The sequence below is a fragment of the Nonomuraea sp. AD125B genome (assembly GCF_041402765.1).
GTDB classification, from domain to species: domain Bacteria; phylum Actinomycetota; class Actinomycetes; order Streptosporangiales; family Streptosporangiaceae; genus Nonomuraea; species Nonomuraea bangladeshensis.
This window is the reverse complement of record NZ_JBGLOU010000002.1, coordinates 113,177-131,964: the sequence shown is the minus strand read 5'-3', so window position 1 is coordinate 131,964 and position 18,788 is coordinate 113,177. Positions and strand designations below refer to the sequence as shown.

Below are 18,788 nucleotides of genomic sequence, written 5' to 3'. Positions count from 1 at the left end.
TCCTGCCAGGCGGGCGCGCGCCGGCCCCTACCGCGATCATGAAGTTAGTCCGGGCTGCCCGCCTCCGGAGCCGGCACGGCGCCGCCGAGCGAAAGGCGCTTGGTCACGTCCAAGCGGACCTCGCCGTAGGGTTGGACGTGCTGCCAGAACAGCGGGGTCAGCCCGCGCTGGTCGGCGGGCTTGAGCAGCTCAGCCCATTCGGAGTCGGCCAGGACGTCCTGCAGCATCAGGGCGTTGATGTAGACGAGCGCGGCCTGCAGGATGCGCAGGCACAACACGCTCATCTCCAGCTCGTCGCGCCGGCTGGTGGCGATGTCGCCGCCCTTGCCGTAGAAGATCAGCGAGTTTGCGCCGTTGGAGGACTCCACCACGTTGAGCCCTTCCTGGATCTCCCGCCGGAGCTCGCGCAGGCGCAGGTAGCGGGCGACGAAGATGGTCTTCTGCGCGCGGCCGACCTCCAGCATGGCCTGGTAGGTCGGATGGGAGGCGGATTCGGTGAAGCGGCGCAGGATCGCCTCGGTGGAGGCGGTGTTCTGCTTGATCGCGGTCGCGTATTTGATCATCTGGTCGTAGTTCTGCTCGATCAGGTCCCAGCGGATCGGCCGGGTCATCGCCGGCGTCAGCCGCGGGTACAGATCGCTCTCGCCGCTCTCCACCCGGTACAGCTTGACCTTGTTGATCTGCTTGATGCGCGGCAGCAGGTCGAAGCCGAGGAGCCGGGTCACACCGAACCCGATTTCGGTCAGGCCGTGGGAGTCGACGTAGTTGCCCTCGACCTTCATGGTGGTGCCGTGCCGGACCGCGCCCTCGATCATCGCGTGCACCTCCGAGGCTGAGGCGCGCAGGGTCTGGGTGTGCACCACCATGGACCCGCGTTCGATGTGCCAGTAGATGAGGATGCCGCGGCCTCCGTACCGCGAATGCCACTCGGTGAAAATATTCTGATCGTAGGCGCGCACGTGTGTGGAGTCGGAGGCGACGGTGGTTGTCCCCTTGCCCCACAGCGCCACGTCCCGGGCGGTGAAGGTGGCGTTCGCGATGGCGATCGAGATGTCGGTGGCGACCTGCGGGGTCAGATAGCGGCGCCGGACGTAGCGGATGTCGTCCTCGCTGTGGGCGTGGCCCCCGGAGGCCACGGCCCGGATGCCGGTGTTGGTGCCGTATCCGAAGATCGCGAGCATCAGCCGCTCGGCCAGGACCTCGGGCTTGAGGCTGGAGGTGCCCGCCACCGAGGTGACCGCCTTCAGGCAGCCGGTGCGCAGCACCGCCTCCTTGAGCATGTCGATCAGCGGGACCGAACCCCAGCGGCGGCCCACCTCGTTCTTGATCTTGCGCAGGTTCCGCGGCTCATCCGCCGGGCCGAGCTTCGTCAGCTTGATCGCGCCGGACTTACGCTCGGAGATCGCCAGCCAGTCCAGCTTCGGCAGCGCGGTGTCGAGCGCCTCCAATTCGGCGCGCATCTCGGCCTTCAACTCGGCGATGAAGTCGGCCGGGTCCAGCGGCTTGCGTAACTCGGCGTAGTTCTCCACGCGGCGGGCGGCGAAATCCTTGGGCAGGTCCTCCTCCGGGTCACGGAAGGAATGAGCGCCGACCACCCAGATCTCCTTGCACCGCAGTGCCTCGCGCAGCGCCTGGAAGGTAACGATCTCATACACCATCCGCACCACCCGCCGGCGTCCGCGCTTGTCCTTCTTGAACACCAGGTCCTCCCAGTCGCCGGCGGTGCCACGGTGCTCGGGCACCACCTCGCCGCGCGGGTAGTAGGTGGTGTTGCCCGCCTTGGCGTAGCGGCCGATCAGCTTCAGCGCCTCGATCACCGGCTGGAAGGCGGTGTTGTTGCTCCGGAACTCCATGGTGTCCAGCAGCGCGATCAGGCCGCGCCGGTAGTGGTTGGTGCAGGAGGCGCGCAGCGTGGTCTGCACCGTGGTACGGCAGGCCGGGCCCTTGGTCTTGAACTCGTGCACCAGATCCCGCAGCGTCTGCTCGCCGCCGCTGACGGCCGGGAAGATGACCTGGCGGACCGAATCGTCGGGCTGACTGAGCGCGGCGTCGGCGACCTTGAACAGGATGTTCTCCTTGCCGGTCACCCGCTTGAACGCTTTGATCAGCTCCTTGGTCACCTTGCTGTCGGCCCGCGCCTTGATCCGATGCACCGTGGCGATCAGCAGTTCCACCAGCGCGTCGGTGATTTCCCGCTCCCGCTCCTGGACCAGCGCCGCCAGCAGCAGCACCGTCAGCTCGCGCGGGTGCGTGCGCATGTGGGAGGGCGCTTCCACCGCCGCCCGGGCCCGCCAGGCGGCCAGCACCTTGGGCGCCACGTCGGCGAACAACCCGGGCGGCAGTTCGATCGAGCGCGCCGCCTCCAGCTTGCGGATCTCGGCCATCATCGACTCCAGGCTCACGTTGCCCGGCGCGGACTTGATCAACGCCAGCAGGTCGGAATCGGTGTCGTCGTCCTCGGCAGGCGCCTCACCCGCGGGCTCCTGACGGTCACCGGCCCCCTCGGCTGCCGCTCGGCTGGCATCGTCGATGCCGACCAGCGCGTAGATCCGCTGCGTGGCCTTCGGACTCAACCGGGAGGCGATCCGTACCGACCAGGCGACCTCCGCGTTGTGCAGGGCCGATGCCACGATGCGGGAGATCCGCCCAGGCGCCGGCGGTTCGATCCGCTCCTCGCGCAGATGCTTGAGCAGTTCCTCCCGGACCCGTTCAGGCCGCCGCTCGGCGTGCGCGACCTCCTCGGCCAGCCACACCGCCAGCTTCGTCGCGTCCTCCGTCGTGCAGGTACGAAAGCCCAGGTGTGTGCGGATCTGATGGCGGTGGTACTCGATCGTGGAGCCGGACCACTCGTAGAAGCCGAACTCCGAGGCGGGGACCCGGACCTGCTTGGCCACGTGCTCCACCACGTCGTCCGGCAGCTCTGAACGGCCGCGCGGGAACCGGCCATGCTGCGTGTAGAACTTCAGCAAGATCGCGAATCCGAGTCGAGTGGCGTCGCGCTTTTCGGCGATCAGGTCGCGTTCTTCGTCCAGGATCGTCCAGTGCTCGACCAGATCGTCGATGTGCATCGGGGGTGTTTCATGACCGATCAGCATTGACCAGGCAAGTCACAGCAAGATCAACGCCGTTTGGGGCTCATGACACGTTGCTTACCGGCACCCCTACCAGCCGGTGATCTCCAGGACCGGGATGTCCAAGTTCTTCCAGCGGGCCTTGACGCTGCGCTCGCGCCAGAAGTCGTCATACAGCGGATGCCGGGCGTAGGTCGTCAACGTGTCGGGAGCGGTGGCGACGGTGACGAGTGCGGCGACCGGCGTCGTTCCGGCCTGCGGCAGGTAGAAGGCCGACGGTTGGAGGGCTCGCGCGGTCCATTCGGCGTGCAGGGGCTTGTCAGATAGCGCGGCGGCCTTTTGGCGGCGGCGAGAAATCCTGGAGAGGTTACCGGCACCTCCCGCTCAACAGCCTCATACAGGGCGCGCATCTCGGGGGACGTCCCTCGAGCACCTTCCGGATCAGCGCGGCGGCCCATGATCCTGTGAGGTCCGCGTCGAGCGTGTGACCTGCTCGCCCGGCGCTCGCTGGTACAGGCGTCGATCGTCCACATTCAGATTCAACGGAGACCCACCCCCTCCGAACAGCCGCGGCTACCAGGGCGGGCCACGCCCGCAACCATACTTGGTGGGTTGTTAGCGGCTGATGGGCTGGGGTAGCCGCGCTGGTGGGCACTGACATCGCGGGTCGATGTACGGCGCTCCAACGGCAAAGGGGAGGCCGTGACGGGGATCAAGCAGGCCGGAGAGAAGAAGCTGATGCTCTTCTCCGGTCGCGCGTACCCGGATCTCGCCTACGAGGTGGCCCGTGAGCTGCGCCTGCACACGGCGCAGATCCAGGGCTCCTTCGACGGCCCCGTCGACCACCTGCACGCCCTTCCCCTTCTCGCCGAGCACATCACCCGGCACGTGGACACGGACCGGCTGACCATGTGGTGGCCGGGCGGACCCGCGTGATCATCGACGTGATCGACACCGGCGGCACCCTGGTACGGGCGGCCCAGGCCCTCACTGACCGCAGCGCCACCCAGGTCATCATCACCGACACGCTGCCCAACCCGGCGAGCATCCCCTCGAGCAGGCTGGTCGTGCTGTCCAACGCTGCGCTGCCGGTCCGGGCCATCAGCGAGCTGTTCCTGGAGGGCTCGGTGACGAGCCTGTCCGAGGGCGAGAGCTGACCGGCGATGCGCACGCTGGTGGAGGTCATCCGGGGGATGGGGATGACCGATCCCCGGCTGCTGGCCGCCTTCGCCGCCACGCCGCGCGATCGGTTCGTCCCGCCGCGTTCTGCTGTGCGCGCCCAGTTCGACGAGCCGATCCCGATCGGTCACGGGCAGCCGACCTCGCAGCCGTCCCTGATCGCCCAGATGATCGACGTTCTGCGGCTCTCGGGCACGGAGACCGTCCTGGAGGTCGGCACCGGGTACGGCTACCAGACCGCCCTGCTGGCGCGGCTGGCCCGCCGCGTCTACTCCCTGGAACGTCATCCCGACCTGGCCGAACACGCCCAGGCCAACCTCGCGGGGGTCGGCGTCACCAACGTCGAGGTGCTGGTCGGGGACGGCACCGCCGGCCTGCCCGCCCACGCGCCCTACGACGCCGTCATCGTGTCGGCCGCCGCTCCTTCGGTGCCCCCGCCGCTGGCCTCACAACTGGCCGAGGGCGGCCGGCTCGTCATGCCGATGACGAGCGAGGTGGCCGATATCGTCACGCTCTACACCAAGCGACAGGGCCGGTTGACCCGGCTGCGCGCCCTGACACCGGCCCAGTTCGTCCCGCTGGTCGGCGAACACACCACGATGCACGACTGAACCTCCTCCAGGCGGTCATCCTCCCTTCCTGGACCGCAGATCCACGATGAGCAGGCCGTCCTCCGTGGTGGCAGGCGTGCCGAACGCCTCGCAGGCGTCGATGAAACGCCGGCTGAGCCAGGCGCGTTCCCGGCCTTCCGCCAGGACGGTGCGGCAGTAGTCGAGTTTGAGCGGCACGGCGCGCAGCCGTACGGGACCGAGCTCGTCGATGGTCACCAGGAACAGCAGCGACAGGTCGTTGCGCAGGTCCGGGTCCACCATGTAATCGTCGAGGAAGTCCCCCATGTCGTACAGAACCGGCGGTGCGACCCCGTGCGCGATGTGCGCGGAGTGGCCGGCGATCAGCGTCGCCCCGGCGTCGGCCAGAATCGTGGCCGCGGCGCGGATGTACGGCTGCGGCGCGGCCGTCATGTTGGGACCCCAGTGAGGGCTGACCAGCACGGCATCCGTTTCCTTACGCATCTTCGCCACGGTGTCCGTCAGCCAGTCAGGGACGCCGGATCGAAGGTCGGCGTAGGCGACCCCGGGCTGGTCGGAGGTGGCCGCATAGTCCTCCGGGTGGTCGGTCACGGAGATGACGGCGATGCGCATCCCCCGTACAGCGAGGGTGGCCGGCTCACGCGCCTGGTCCAGGGTGGCGCCCGCACCCGCCGTGCCGATCTCCATGTGCTCGAGATGCATACAGGTGTCGAGCAGCGCGTCGTAGCCGTAGTCCAGCGCGTGGTTGTTGGCCATCGTGACGCAGGTGACGCCGAGCTCGGCGAGGAGATCGACGCCCTGCGGCGGGGCGCGGAAATGAAACATCTTGCCAGGCGCGCACCACGGGCTGCCGCGATCGGAGATGCAGCACTCGAGGTTGAGCAGTATGGCATCGGCCTCGGACAGGTACCCTCGGACGCCGTCCGAGATGTACATGTCCGGGTCGCTGGACTTGGCCAGCAGGTCCGCGACGCCACGGCCGAGCATCGTGTCACCCGCCAGCGCGAGCGTGACAGTCACAAGATCCCCCTGCCCCCGATGACATGTTCAAACGCGTCCAGTCGACTCCTCTCCTCTCCTGGACGTCGCCGGCGCACTGCGCGACGTCTTGGTCCGCCTGGTCAGTGACTACCTCGAGGCGGCCAAGGCGAACGTCGTCCCCAACTGGACGGCAGCACGTGCGCTCACGGTCCTGGACCCGGACGACGCCCAGGAGGCGATGCGTGTGGGGGGTGCTGCCCCGGAGGTGCGCACATGATCACAGCACTGGCTCGGGAGCGCGCCGTGCCGTACTACGCCTTACTGAACCCATCCGAAGTCACCGGGCGGCTTCGACACGAGCCGGCTGCCACGCACCGCATCGAGGCAACGGTTCACAGCAGCGAGCGGACCGCCCTGCTCCAGCGGGCGGGGCTGAAGTGATATTTGAGGCGGGGTCGTGGGTGATCTGCATGTTGCCGCTGGAGTCGGTAGTGGTCAATGGGTTGCCGCTCACCTGGGCCGGACCGGGGACAGGATGCGGCACTGCCCGGAGATCGGCGGTTGACATCCTTGTGATCGACAACATTCTGGTGCGGAGCTTAGGCGGCAGGCCGCTGGGCGGGTGTTCAAGAGTTGCGGACGAGTCGCCATCGGTTGTCGGCGGTTCCGTTGTCGGAGTCCTGAACGGCCTGGGCGCCGTTGGCGGTGGAGTTGTTCTGGATGGCGAGCAGCTTGCCGCTGTTCACGTTGCGGATCTTGTAGGTTCCGTCGCCGTTGTCGACCAAGGTCCACCGGTGGTCGGCTGTGCCGTTGTCGGACCACTGCAGGATGCGGGCACCGTCGACGGTGGACATGTTCTCCACTCCCAGCACCTTGCCGCTGTTGACGTTGCGGAACCGCACGGCGCTGCCGTCGGTCACCATCACCCAGTTGTGGTCCGCGGTGCCATTGTCGGTCCACTGCAGCGCGAGACCGCCGTCCGCCGTGGACATGTTCTGGATGCCGAGGACCAGGCCACTGGCCGCGTTGACCAGCCGGTAGCTTCCCGTCCCGCCGGTGCCCTGCCCGCTGACATTCCAGTAAACGGTGTAGTTGTGCCCCTGCGCGTCGTAGAAGGGGATCAGGTTGACCGTCGCGTTATCGGCGGTGGCGGTGAAGGTGAGCGCCGAAGTGCTGGTCCGGGCGATCGAGGAGGTGGTCAGGGCCGGAAGCGACGACAGCGAGGTGTTGCCGTAGTTGCCGGACAGCACGACAGGACCATACGTGATCGCCGCGACGTTCGCGTTGTCGTTGGCCGCCTTCATGACCACGCGCATGGGCAGGCGCACCGTGACGGTGTCGCCGGACGTCCACGAGCGGGTGAGGGTGGCGTAGGACCCGGGCGTGGTGTCCACGCTCTGCTGCGTGCCGTTGACGCTGATGGTGGCGCCCGACGTCCAGGCGGGGATGCGGATCCGCATCGTCCACGAGCCGCCGACGCTGCCGGTGACCTGCAGGGTCGTGGTGTCACTCGCCGGGTAGGACGTCGTCTGGGTGACCGTGATGCCGCGCTGGGACCAGTTCAGTGTGGATGGCTGGAACAGGTTCACGAACAGCGTGGTGCCGTTGTAGGAGTAGATGGCGTCCGCCAGGCTCGTGTTGGCCTCCACCCCAGTGCCCTGGCAGCACCAGAACGAGTTGTAGTCAGTGCTCCACGTGCCGCCGCCCCAGGCCGGGCCGACCCCACGGCGGCCACCGGGCCGCAGGGGGGTGAAGTAGGTGATGTGCCCGTGGGCGTCCGCCGGGTTCTGGGCACCGATGACGTGGTTGAACAGGGCCCGCTCATAGAAGTCCATGTAGGACGCCTGGCCGGGGTTCAGCAGCCACAGCTCGCGGGTGAGCTTGAGCATGTTGTAGGTGTTGCAGTGCTCGCAGGTGTCGTTGCTGAGGTATCCGGCGATGGCGTTGGGGGCGCGGAAGTGTTCGGCCTGGCTGTTACCGCCGATGGCATACGTGTGCGCGTTGACGGTCATGTTCCATGCGTTGTTCGCGATGTCCCGATAGCGGGTGGTGCCGGTCGCCTTGTACTCCCGTGCCGCACCGATCCACTTGGGCACCTGCGTGTTGGCGTGCAGGCCGTTCAGCTGGTCCTGATTGGAGGCGAGCGGGGTGAACACGGCCGCGTGGTCGAACCGCTGAGCCGTCGTGAGCCAGCGCCCGTCACCCGTCTGCTGGTAGATGTCGGTCAGCACCGCGTTCATGCCGCCGAACTCGGTGCCCAGCATGTTCTGCATCTGGCTGGAGCTGAGCCGGGAGGTGCGCTGATCCACCCAACCCGCGAGCGCGAGCAGCACGTCGCGGGCCTGGGTGCTGCCGATCAGGCGCCACACGTCGAGCAGGCCGGCCAGCGTCTTGTGGACGCAGTAGTACGGCACATTGCCGTTGCTCAGCGTCCGCGCTTCGAGGGCGCTGAAGTCCGACTCGGGGAAACCGGAGAGGTAACCGGCGCCGAACCCGGCGGCACCGTTGTTCGCCTGGCATTTGGCGAGCTCGGCGACCATGAAGGTGGCCTTGTCCCGGCAGGTGGTGTCGCCGAGCAAGGCGTACGCCTGGGCCCACGCGGTGAGGAAATGCCCCTGCACGTGGGTGCGGAACGGGAACGACGGGGCGTCCCATCCGCCGTTCGAGGCGGCGCCGTTGGTGGAGAGCCGGTGATTGGCCCGGAAGTTGTACAGCAGCCGGTTGACGTCGACGAACCGGAGATAGGAAAGGGTGCGGTTCTGGTTGTCCAGCCAGCGGCCGGAGGTGAGCTGGACCTGCCCGAGGTCGAACAGGTAGGCCGACACGCCGATGTCGGCCCGGGCCGGGGCGACCGCGGCCACGGCGGCCGACGTCCCGGCGGCCTGCCCGACGGCCGACGCGGCAACCGCGACGCCGGCGGTCTGCAAGAGCTGACGGCGGCTGAGCGATGGGGATGACACGAGACCTCCAACATGGTGAGCTGCGGTCGCCAGGGGACAACGGGCGACGTCACGGCCGCCTCGCCGCACTCGGCAGCCATGGGACGAAGAGGGGGACAACGGCCGGAATCAACTGCGCAGGGTCCACCGCTGGTTGGCCTGGCCGTTGCAGGACCACAGGATGAGCTTCGTGCCGTTGGCGGTGGCGGCCCCGTTGGCGTCCAGGCACAGCCCGGACTGCACGCCGGTGACGGTGCCGTTGGTGTTGACGTTCCACTGCTGGTTGGCCTGGCCGTTGCAGTCCCAGATGATCACCTGGGTGCCGTTGGCGGTGCCCTGCCCGTAGGCGTCCAGGCACTTGTTGCCGTACACCTGCAACTGCTTGCTTGAGGTGGAGGTGAACCGCTGGTTGGTGCCGCTCCCGCAGTCCCACAACTGCACCTGGGTGCCGTTGGCGGTGCTGCTGTTCGGCACGTCGACGCACCGGCCGGACTGGCCGCCCACGATCTGGACGCCCTGCTGCGGGTTGGCGCCGCCCGCCGGCGCGTAGCCGGCGGCGGCGATGTTGGCCTGTACGGCGTCCTCGGTGGCGGCGGTCGGATAGCCGGAGGTCAGCACGCCCTCGAAGAAGGTGCCGCGGCCGGAGACGCTGTTGTCGCCGCCGATGCCGAGCAGGATGGCGCCTTCCTTCTTCATCGGGTGGTAGCCGTTGGGGCGCCGTCCGTCGAAGTAGGTCGTCAGGCCGCCCGACTGTGCGTTGCCGCCCCGGATCGCCCAGTGGTTCGGCTCCCCCTTGACCATCGCCGTGACGAAACGGTGGTTGATCGACGGGATGTTGTTGTAGCCCGCGTTCACCCCCGAGAAGAGTCCCCACTCCAGGTCGGCCATGATCCAGGGACCGGCTCCGGCCCCGTAGCCCCACTGCTTGTCGGCGCCGAAGTAGACGGTCTCCATGATGGCGGGGGAGTCGGCTTGGCCGTCCGTCTGGGCGTTGCCGTAGTCGAAGCAGCACCACTGGTTGTAGTGCGTGCCGTCGACGACGGCATAGATGCCCTCGGGCTCGTCGCCCTTGGCGACGCCGTCGGTGTTGTTGTTGCGGTAGCCGGTGCCGGGCTCCACGCGGACACCGTACGCCTTCTGGCCGCCGATGGTGATCGGGGCCGCCTTCGCGTCGGCGAGGTTGTCCCATCCGCCCGGAGCGGGGCCCTTCCAGTAGCCGGGCGGCGCCTGCGTGAGGCGGTTGTTGCGGCCGGACTGGTCGTAGATGATCGTGATGACGCAGGTTGTGTTGGCGCAGAACGAGTCCTGCGTGGCCGCGTTGACCACCCCGCCCGCGCTCAGCACCCCGATGTCCCGGCTGGTGTTGTCGGACGAACGCCTGACTTGGTAGAGCGGGCCGTCGTAGGCCGCGTACAGGGCACGCGTGGTGCTGTGCGCCGCCACACACGGCGTCCCGCCCGCGGCGTAGATGTCACACGGCTGCGACGTCGCGGCCTGGGCGATACCACCGCCGACCAAACAGGCTGTGGCGAGCAACGCACCCACCCCGGCCGCGAGTGGCCTTGTCAGGCGTCCAAAAAGCATCATGCCTTCTCTCCATCAGGACGGCGCCGATACGCGGGCCCGGAAAAAGTTGTGTTAGCGCTAACATCAGTGGATGGTCGAATCGATTCGTCGGTAATGCCAGTGCGGAGTCAAATCAACGAAGGCCCCGGCGTCAAGAACGTGGATCGAATCTCTCGCCACCCAGGACTACGCTGTCGGCGCTTCGCCTGGGTTCCTACCGTGAGGCGTTCGCCTCATTGCGATGAGATGTCGTGAAACTTTCATCCCCGCGTCCGCCGGGTGGCGAGCCGTCGCCCGTCTCACGGCCGGTCACCTCCTGCCCGGAGTCGTACGACGTGGCCGTCCAGCGGCGGTTGTGGGTCGTCTCCGAAGATCTCGCCGGGGTGACGTTCCCCGTCGCCGCGCCCGCTTCAGGAGCGGCCGTCACGGCGTAGCGTGGATCGTCCGTAACGCCGGGCCCGGCAGCGAGGAAACATCTGAAAGCACATTCCTCGGCGAGGGCCGTCCGCGCCCCCCCGTCAGGCCCGGCGATCGTCGCCGATCCATCAGGGAGAGATCTTGACGCACAGTGGCAAAGAGACGGACCCGCAGGATCCGGAGTACGCCGACGCCCCGGCTGCAAGGATCAATCCGCACATTCCTCACCCCGCCCGGATCTATGACTTCTTACTGGGCGGCAAGGACAACTTCGCCTCCGACCGTGAGGCCGCCAAGGGGCTCATCGCGCTGTCGCCGGGCACCCGTGAGGGCGTGCGCGCCCACCGTGCCTTCGTGAGCCGGGCCGTACGGTATCTGGCGGCCGAAGCCGGCATCACCCAGTTCCTCGACATCGGCACCGGGCTCCCCACCCAGGACCCCACCCACGTCATCGCCCAGCGGGCCGTGCCCGAGGCCCGGGTGGCCTACGTCGACAACGACCCCATCGTCCTCGTGCACGGGCGTGCCCTGCTGACCGGTGACCCGGCGGGCGCGACGGAGATGATCGAGGCGGACCTGCGGCAGCCACAGAAGATCCTGTCCGACCCCGCGATCCGGGAGGTGCTCGACTTCACCCGTCCCGTGGCCGTCATCCTGGCCGGGATCCTGCACTTCGTCACCGATGACGAGGACCCGTACGGGGTGGTCGAGCAGCTCAAGGCGGCGGTGCCCAGCGGCAGCCACCTGCTGCTGTCGCACATCACCATGGACTTCGCCGACAACCTGAGCCGCGAGGAGTTCACCAAGCCGTACGACAACAGCTCCGCCCCCATGGTGCCGCGCAGCCACGCCGAGACGCTGCGCTTCTTCGAGGGCTGGGACCTCCTGGACCCGGGCCTCGTCGAGGTCGTCACGTGGCGGCCGGACCCGGTCGAATACCAGGAACAGATCCCCGGCGGCCACGCCTGGGCCTACGGCGGCCTCGCCGTCAAAGCCTGAGACACTCCCGCGTGCCCGCCCGCCTGGCGTGCCGGTTGGCACCACCGCGGCGGCACCGAGGTCGGCGTCAACGGTGACGGTGCGGCTTGGTACGGCCGTTCAGGCGGGCGGGAGTCATGGGTGAAAAAGGGGTGCGGGAGGGTGAGGACGCGGCGTTTTTGCGGCCGATCGAGGGCAGGCGTCATGGCCGCGGCGACGTGAAACCGGACGAGCAGGCGGGCGGGGGCTCAGGGACGGGGTGCGGGTCTCGGGGACGGGTCCTGAGGGCTCAGGTGGACCCGCCATCACTCGTCGAGTCGGCGGCGGGACCGTCGGTCCGGATGGGGTCCACGCTCCTCCTCGATCAAGTCGGGTGGCTAGCCGCATTAAAAGAGGGGACTTTCGCCGGCACAAGGGTGAAATCGTTTACAAGTTAGGTAACGTTTCGGTAACTGGCGCGGAAAACTCGCTGAAATGCGCAGACATCAGCGATGCCAACTCGTTACGCGACGAAGGGGTTCACGGTCGGACATTCGCGTGTTACAACCCGATTAATTGATCTCAGAGATAAACAAAGGGGCAGGTGGTGCGCATGTCGTACAAGCCACCCGACCGCGCCCCGGGCGGCGCTGCACCGGCGGGTCCTGCCGCGCTGCGCCGGGCGAACCTCTCGCTCGTGCTGCGCGAGCTGCGCGACCACAGGGTCCTGTCCCGCGCCGACATCGCCGAGACGACCGGGCTGCACCGTGCCACCGTCTCCAACCTGATGGCGGAGCTGCTGGAACGGCGTCTCGTACGCGAGGTCGGCGTCAGGCACGCCGGCGCCGTCGGCCGCCCCCGGCGCGCGGTGGCCTTGCACGGCGCGCACGTCGGCGCGCTCGGCATGGAGATCAACGTCGACTACATCGCGGTCCACGGCACCGACCTCAGCGGCCGGGTCCTGGTCGAGCGCCGGATCGTGCACGACGCCGTGGGCAGCGGCCCGGACGGCTCCGTGCGGCGGCTCGCGGCCGTGGCAGGGCAGGCCGTCGAGACCATGCGGCGGGCCGGAGCGACCCCCGCCGGCATCGCGGTCGCCGTCCCCGGGCTCGTGGACGTCACCCGCGGCGTCGTGACGCTCGCCCCCAACCTGTCCTGGCACGAGCTGCCCCTGGCCGAGCGGCTGACCTCCGTGCTCGGCCCGTTGCGCCTGCCGGTACGGGTGGACAACGACGCGAACCTCGCCGCCCTGGCCGAGTACACCTCCGGCGTCGCCGCCGGCACGCCCTACCTGGTGTACCTCACCGGCGAGGTCGGGGTCGGCGGCGGCATCATTTTGGACGGCCGGCTGCTGCGCGGCGCGGACGGCTTCTCCGGCGAGGTCGGGCATCTCCAGGTGGACCCCGACGGCGACCAGTGCGGATGCGGCCGCGCCGGATGCTGGGAGACCAAGGTCGGCCTGGCCGCGCTCGTCCGCGCGGCGATGCCCGAGCAGGCGTACGGGCTGCCCGGCAGGCCGGTGCCCGACCCCGGCGAACGGGTGAGCGACATCGCCGGCGGCCTGGCCGCGGGCGACCCGCGGATGACGGCGGCGGTGGCGCAGGTCGGCGAGTGGCTCGGGCTCGGCGGCTCGATCCTGGCCAACCTGTTCAACCCGCGCGTGATCGTCATCGGCGGCTACTTCGCCTCGCTGGCCCAGTGGCTGCTGCCGCACGCGCAGGACCAGCTGGACCGGCTCGTGGTGGCGGCCCCCGCCGCCCGGTGCCGCCTGGTCGCCTCCACACTCGGCTTCGGCGCCGCCTCCCGGGGCGCCGCCAGCATGGTGGTCAGCGACGTCATCGACGACCCGACGGCGATCATCGGCACACCACCCCGGCCGGCACCCGTCTGACGGCCCCGCAGACCTGGAGACGGCACCCTCCAGCACCCCGCAAGATCCGCTCCACGAAGTGGCAACAGCGCGGCGGCGCGCGCCTTGCCTGACGTCCCCCCGGTCAGGAAGGGTTTTCCATGTCACCACGTCATCGCACGTGGGCCAGGCTGCTCCGTGCGGCCCTGCCGTTACGCGGACGGCGCCTCAGGCGCCGAGCCGTGACGATGATGGCCTTGTCCGCCCTCGTCGCCCCCCTCGCCGTCCCTCTCGTCCCGATCCTCGCGGCGCCCGCGAGCGCCGAGGCCGCCACGGCGGCCGAGCCCGCCTACAAGGTCCTCGTCTTCTCCAAGACGACCGGTTTCCGGCACGACTCCATCCCCGAAGGCATCGCGGCCGTGCAGCGACTCGGCCAGGACAACAACTTCGCGGTCGACACGACCGAGGACAGCGCCCTGTTCACGGACCAGAACCTGGCCCAGTACAAGGCCGTGATCTTCATGTCCACGACCGGTGACCCGCTGAGCACGCAGGACCAGAAGAACGCCTTTCAGCGCTACATCCAGAACGGCGGCGGCTTCGTCGGCGTCCACGCGGCCGCCGACAGCGGCTACACCTGGGAGTGGTACGGCAAGCTGGTCGGCGCGTACTTCAAGAGCCACCCGGCGATCCAGCAGGCCAGGGTCAAGGTCGAGGACCCGGCGCACCCGTCCACCAAGGACCTGCCGACGACCTGGACCCGTAGCGACGAGTGGTACGACTACCAGGCGAACCCGCGCCAGACGGTCCACGTGCTGACGTCGATGGACGAGACCTCCTACACCGGCGCCACGATGGGCGCCGACCACCCGAACACGTGGTGCCAGGACTTCGACGGCGGCCGTTCGTGGTACACCGGGCTCGGCCACATGAAGGAGAACTACAGCGAGCCGAACTTCCTGAAGCTGCTGCTCGGCGGCATCCAGACCGCCGCGGGCGTCGTCAAGGCCGACTGCTCGGCCTCGCAGAGCTCCAGCTTCGAGAAGGTCACCCTCGACGACAACACCTCCAACCCGATGATGGTGGACGTCGCGAAGGACGGCCGGGTCTTCTACATCGACCGCCTCGGCGAGGTCAAGATCATCAAGCCGGCCGGCGGCACCGTGACGGCGGCCGATCTGGACGTCTTCACCGCCAACGAGAGCGGTCTGCTCGGCCTCGCGCTCGACCCCGGCTTCGACACCAACCACTGGGTGTATCTGTACTACTCGCCCACCGGGACGAACGTCGACCGGCTGAGCCGCTTCACCGTCACCGGCGACACCCTGGACCTGGCGAGCGAGAAGACGATCCTCGACGTCCCGGTCCAGCGGGCCGAGTGCTGCCACCACGGCGGCGGCATGGTGATCGACCCGAAGACCGGCGACCTCTGGCTGGGCACCGGCGACAACACCAACCCGTTCGCCTCCGACGGCTACACGCCGATCGACGAGCAGTCGGGCCGGTCGAGCTGGGACGCCCAGCGCAGCGCGGGCAACACCAACAGCCTGAGCGGCAAGCTGCTGCGCATCCACCCCGAGGACGACGGCACCTACACGATCCCATCGGGCAACCTGTTCGCACCGGGCACGGCGAAGACCAAGCCGGAGATCTACGGCATGGGCTTCCGCAACCCGTTCCGCATGGGCCTGGACCCCAAGACGGGTCACATCATGCTCGGCGAGTACGGCCCCGACGCCAACTCCGCCAGCGCCACCCGCGGCCCGCAGAACACCGTCGAATGGAACATCGTGTCCGAGCCGGGCAACTACGGCTGGCCGTACTGCGTCGGCGACAACACCCCGTACGTCGACTTCAACTTCGCCACCAGGCAGTCGGGGTCGGCGTTCAACTGCGCGGCGCCGGTCAACGACTCGCCGAACAACGACGGCCTGACCAGCCTGCCGCCGGTCATCCCCGCGACGGTCTGGTACCACTACGCGGCCGACCCGCAGCACTTCCCGGAGCTGAGGGGCGGCGCCCCCATGGGCGGCCCGGTCTACCGTGACGACCCCGGCCTGCAGTCGGACGTCAAGTGGCCGGCGTACTGGGACGGCAAGGCGCTGTTCGGCGAGTGGAACAACGACAAGATCTGGTCGTTCCAGCTCGACGAGGACGGCACCGAACTCGTCGAGATGAACCCGATCCTCGGCACGTTGTCGTTCAAGAAGCCGATGGACATGAAGTTCGGCCCCGACGGCGCGCTCTACCTGATCGAATGGGGCTCCGGCTTCGGCGGCGACAACGCCGACTCCGGCATCTACCGCATCGAGTACACCAAGGGCACCCGCCCGCTGATCGCCCGCGCCACCGCGGACAAGACGGACGGGCCGCTGCCGCTGGCCGTCACGTTCTCCAGCGAGGGCAGCAGGGACCCGGACGACAAGCCGATCACCTACGCCTGGGACCTCGACGGCGACGGCGAGACCGACTCCACCGACCCGAACCCGTCCTTCACCTACGAGGAGGGCGGCGACTACAACGCCGTCCTGACCATCACCAACCCCGACGGCAGGACCGCCACCGCGAGCGTGGCGATCAGCGCGGGCAACACCCGCCCCACCGTCTCGGTGGACCTGCCGCCGAACGGCTCCTTCTTCGAGTTCGGCGACCAGGTGAAGTTCGAGGTCACCGTCACCGACCCCGAGGACGGCACGATCGACTGCGACCGGGTGCAGATCCAGGCGATCCTCGGCCACGACAGCCACGGCCACCCGCTGGACCAGCACAAGGGCTGTGAAGGCGTGCTGCAGACCCAGCAGGCCGGCCACGGCGAGTACGACAACCTCTTCTACGTCATCGAGGCCAGCTACGCCGACGACGGCGCCAACGGCGCCAAGTCGCTGACCGGGCGGGGCGAGGTCCTGCTGGAGCCCAAGCGCAAGCAGGCCGAGCACTTCTCGCGGACCGGCCGGGTGAGCGGCGGCACCGGCACCGACGCCGCGGGCGTCGCGGCGGAGACGACCAGCGACACCCAGGGCGGCAACGAGCACATCGCGTTCATCCAGGACGGCGACTGGTGGTCCTTCGACCCGGCGAACCTGTCGAACCTGACCGCGATCCGGCTGCGCGCCTCCTCCGGCGGCCCCGGCGGGACCGTGCAGATCCGGGCGGGCGACCCCGAGACCGGCACGCTGGTCGGCTCGGTCGAGGTGCCGCCCACCGGCGGCTGGCAGACGTTCACCGACGTCACTCTCGACTTGACGGAACCGCCGTCGGCGAGCGGGCCGCTGTACTTCGTCGTACGCAAGCCCCCGGGCGCGGCCGGCGACGCCTACCTGATCAACGTCAACTGGGTCGACTTCGTCGGCAAGGGCGCGACCGACAACCAGCACCCGGTGGTGACCGCGACGGCCACCCCAGCGGCGGGCGTCGCCCCGCTGCGGGTGGCCTTCAAGGCGACGGCCACCGACCCCGAGGGCGACCCGCTCACCTACAAGTGGAACTTCGGCGTGGCCGGCGCACCCGAGCCCACCACCGCCGAGGCGAGCCACACCTACACCGCGCCGGGCACCTACACCGCCGTGGTGACCGTCAACGACGACAAGGGCGCGTCGGCCACCGCGCGGGTCCAGGTCAAGGTGGACGCCCAAGCCACGGTGTGCTTCACCGGCCGGTCCGACGACTTCCTCGGCGACCGGCTCGACCGTGACCGCTGGTCCGTCGTCCGCGAGAATCAGGACCTCAAGGTCGAGGACGGCAAGCTGGTGATCCCGACCTCGACCACCGACATCTACAGCACGGGCGGCAACACGCCGAACATCGTGCTGCAGCCGGCTCCCTCGGGCGCCTGGACGGCCACGGCCAAGCTCACGCTGGACGCGCGGGACGCGTACCAGCAGGCGGGCCTGGTCATCTACGGCGACGACGACAACTACGCCAAGATGGTGCTGCAGGCGCGCTCGACCTCGGGTTCCGACCACGCCAGCCGCATCTTCCAGTTCATCAGGGAGGAGAACGCCGCCCCCAACGAGGTGTCGGACAGCAACACGGCCTCCCTCGGCGACGCCTACCCCGACACCGTGTACGTGCGGTTCGTCAGCGACGGCAGCAGCATCACCGCCCACTACTCCTCCGACGGCAGCACGTTCACCGCGATGCCGCAGACCAAGTCGCTCGCCGGGATCACCAGCCCGAAGATCGGCCTGATCTCGCTCGCCGGGGCCAACCACCCGGTGGTGGACGCGGCCTTCGACTGGTTCCACATCACGCCGGACGACAAGGCGACCGCGCCCGCCCCGGACGACGAGTTCGACGGCACCGCGCTCGACACGTGCCGCTGGAGCGCGGTCGTGCGCCCCGACGCCACAGCCGCGCGGGTGAGCGGCGGCAAGCTGGAGCTGGACACCACGACGGGTGACATCTACGGGACCACCAACACCGGCCCGAAGAACCTCATCCTGCAACCGGCCCCGGACGGCGACTGGACGCTGGAGACCAAGCTGGACGCCTCGGCGCTCAACGAGCAGTACCAGCAGGGCGGCCTGATGGTCTACACCGGCGACGACGACTACGTGAAGCTCGACTTCCTCACCACCAACTCGCCGGGAGCCACGGTGGCGCGGGCCATCGAGCTGCGCAGCGAGGTCGGCGGCACCGTGCAGAGCCCGCAACCGCAGGCGAACAACCTCACCGGCGGCGAGTGGCACCTGCGGCTGAAGAAGGAGGGCGACACCTTCACCGGCTCCTACTCCTCCGACGGCCAGACCTGGACGGACCTGTCCGCTCCGGTGGAGAACAGCGCCGTGGCCGAAGACGCGAAGGTCGGCGTCTACACCATCGGCACCAACCAGACGGCCTCGAAGACGGTCACGTTCGACTTCTTCCGCCTGACCGGGGCGGCGCAGGTCGAGCTGGCGGTCTCCGCCGCGGCCCGCTGCATCGGCGCCTCGGCGTACGTGGCGGTCACCGCCGTCAACACCTCCGAGACGGCGGCGACGGTGACGCTGACCACGCCGTACGGCACGAAGACCGTGGCCGGCGTGGCCCCGGGCAAGCAGGCGTACCAGTCCTTCAACAGCCGGGCCGGGCAGATCGACGCCGGCACGGTGACCGTGAAGGGGACGGCGACGATCGGCGGCCGGGAGGTCACCTCGTCGTACGACGCCGCGTACCCGGCGCTCGACTGCAGCTGAGACAGAACCCCCGGGGCCGGCCGCTGGGCCGGCCGGCCCCGCCCACTCATAGATGGAGCGATCAC

General features: G+C 68.8%; 13 protein-coding genes. 8 read left to right on the top strand and 5 right to left on the bottom strand.

Translation table 11 applies throughout. The annotated features are described in order from the left end of the window. Positions 1 to 44: 44 nt before the first annotated feature. A complete protein-coding gene (locus ACBR40_RS05430; protein WP_371247669.1) occupies positions 45 to 3,068 on the bottom strand; it encodes a Tn3 family transposase in 3,024 nt (1,007 codons plus the stop codon). 93 nt (positions 3,069 to 3,161) lie between these two features. Continuing rightward, positions 3,162 to 3,383 (bottom strand): CocE/NonD family hydrolase, encoded by a 222-nt coding sequence (locus ACBR40_RS05425; RefSeq protein WP_371248337.1) that lies wholly within the window; start codon positions 3,381 to 3,383, stop codon positions 3,162 to 3,164. A 390-nt stretch (positions 3,384 to 3,773) separates the two neighbouring features. On the opposite strand from ACBR40_RS05425, the gene ACBR40_RS05420 reads away from it, so the two are divergent. From ACBR40_RS05420 to ACBR40_RS05410, 3 genes are read left to right on the top strand one after another with little or no spacing between them, the layout of a single operon-like run. Continuing rightward, on the top strand, positions 3,774 to 4,007 hold the full coding sequence (locus ACBR40_RS05420) for a hypothetical protein (RefSeq protein ID WP_371247668.1): 234 nt from the start codon (positions 3,774 to 3,776) through the stop codon (positions 4,005 to 4,007). After that, the gene (locus ACBR40_RS05415) at positions 4,004 to 4,228 is read left to right on the top strand and encodes a hypothetical protein (protein WP_371247667.1); all 225 of its coding nucleotides are present in this window, start codon (positions 4,004 to 4,006) and stop codon (positions 4,226 to 4,228) included. The genes ACBR40_RS05420 and ACBR40_RS05415 overlap by 4 nt, the downstream gene beginning before the upstream one ends. Positions 4,229 to 4,234: 6 nt before the next feature. Continuing rightward, positions 4,235 to 4,861: a protein-L-isoaspartate(D-aspartate) O-methyltransferase gene (locus ACBR40_RS05410; RefSeq protein WP_371247666.1), complete on the top strand. Its 627-nt coding sequence runs from the start codon at positions 4,235 to 4,237 to the stop codon at positions 4,859 to 4,861. A 15-nt stretch (positions 4,862 to 4,876) separates the two neighbouring features. Here ACBR40_RS05410 and ACBR40_RS05405 read toward each other — a convergent pair whose 3' ends face one another. Then, the gene (locus ACBR40_RS05405) at positions 4,877 to 5,860 is read right to left on the bottom strand and encodes a CapA family protein (RefSeq protein WP_371247665.1); all 984 of its coding nucleotides are present in this window, start codon (positions 5,858 to 5,860) and stop codon (positions 4,877 to 4,879) included. Positions 5,861 to 6,094: 234 nt separating this feature from the next. Between ACBR40_RS05405 and ACBR40_RS05400 the strand changes: the two genes are divergently transcribed. Further along, entirely contained in the window at positions 6,095 to 6,262 is a 168-nt protein-coding gene (locus ACBR40_RS05400) for a hypothetical protein (protein WP_371247664.1), read from the top strand. Between the two features lie 185 nt (positions 6,263 to 6,447). Here the strand turns inward: ACBR40_RS05400 and ACBR40_RS05395 are convergent, their stop codons facing one another. Together ACBR40_RS05395 and ACBR40_RS05390 are read right to left on the bottom strand one after the other, a co-directional pair. Further along, on the bottom strand, positions 6,448 to 8,781 hold the full coding sequence (locus ACBR40_RS05395) for a beta-L-arabinofuranosidase domain-containing protein (RefSeq protein WP_371247663.1): 2,334 nt from the start codon (positions 8,779 to 8,781) through the stop codon (positions 6,448 to 6,450). 108 nt (positions 8,782 to 8,889) lie between these two features. Continuing rightward, the gene (locus ACBR40_RS05390) at positions 8,890 to 10,344 is read right to left on the bottom strand and encodes an arabinofuranosidase catalytic domain-containing protein (RefSeq protein WP_371248335.1); all 1,455 of its coding nucleotides are present in this window, start codon (positions 10,342 to 10,344) and stop codon (positions 8,890 to 8,892) included. A gap of 233 nt (positions 10,345 to 10,577) precedes the next feature. Between ACBR40_RS05390 and ACBR40_RS05385 the strand changes: the two genes are divergently transcribed. The 4 genes from ACBR40_RS05385 to ACBR40_RS05370 all read left to right on the top strand — a co-directional run bounded on the left by ACBR40_RS05385 (position 10,578) and on the right by ACBR40_RS05370 (position 18,723). After that, on the top strand, positions 10,578 to 10,760 hold the full coding sequence (locus ACBR40_RS05385) for a hypothetical protein (protein ID WP_371247662.1): 183 nt from the start codon (positions 10,578 to 10,580) through the stop codon (positions 10,758 to 10,760). Positions 10,761 to 10,884: 124 nt separating this feature from the next. Continuing rightward, the gene (locus ACBR40_RS05380) at positions 10,885 to 11,742 is read left to right on the top strand and encodes an SAM-dependent methyltransferase (protein ID WP_371247661.1); all 858 of its coding nucleotides are present in this window, start codon (positions 10,885 to 10,887) and stop codon (positions 11,740 to 11,742) included. A gap of 571 nt (positions 11,743 to 12,313) precedes the next feature. Beyond that, positions 12,314 to 13,591: an ROK family transcriptional regulator gene (locus ACBR40_RS05375; RefSeq protein WP_344207165.1), complete on the top strand. Its 1,278-nt coding sequence runs from the start codon at positions 12,314 to 12,316 to the stop codon at positions 13,589 to 13,591. A gap of 215 nt (positions 13,592 to 13,806) precedes the next feature. Beyond that, positions 13,807 to 18,723: a ThuA domain-containing protein gene (locus ACBR40_RS05370; protein WP_371247660.1), complete on the top strand. Its 4,917-nt coding sequence runs from the start codon at positions 13,807 to 13,809 to the stop codon at positions 18,721 to 18,723. Positions 18,724 to 18,788 lie beyond the last annotated feature (65 nt).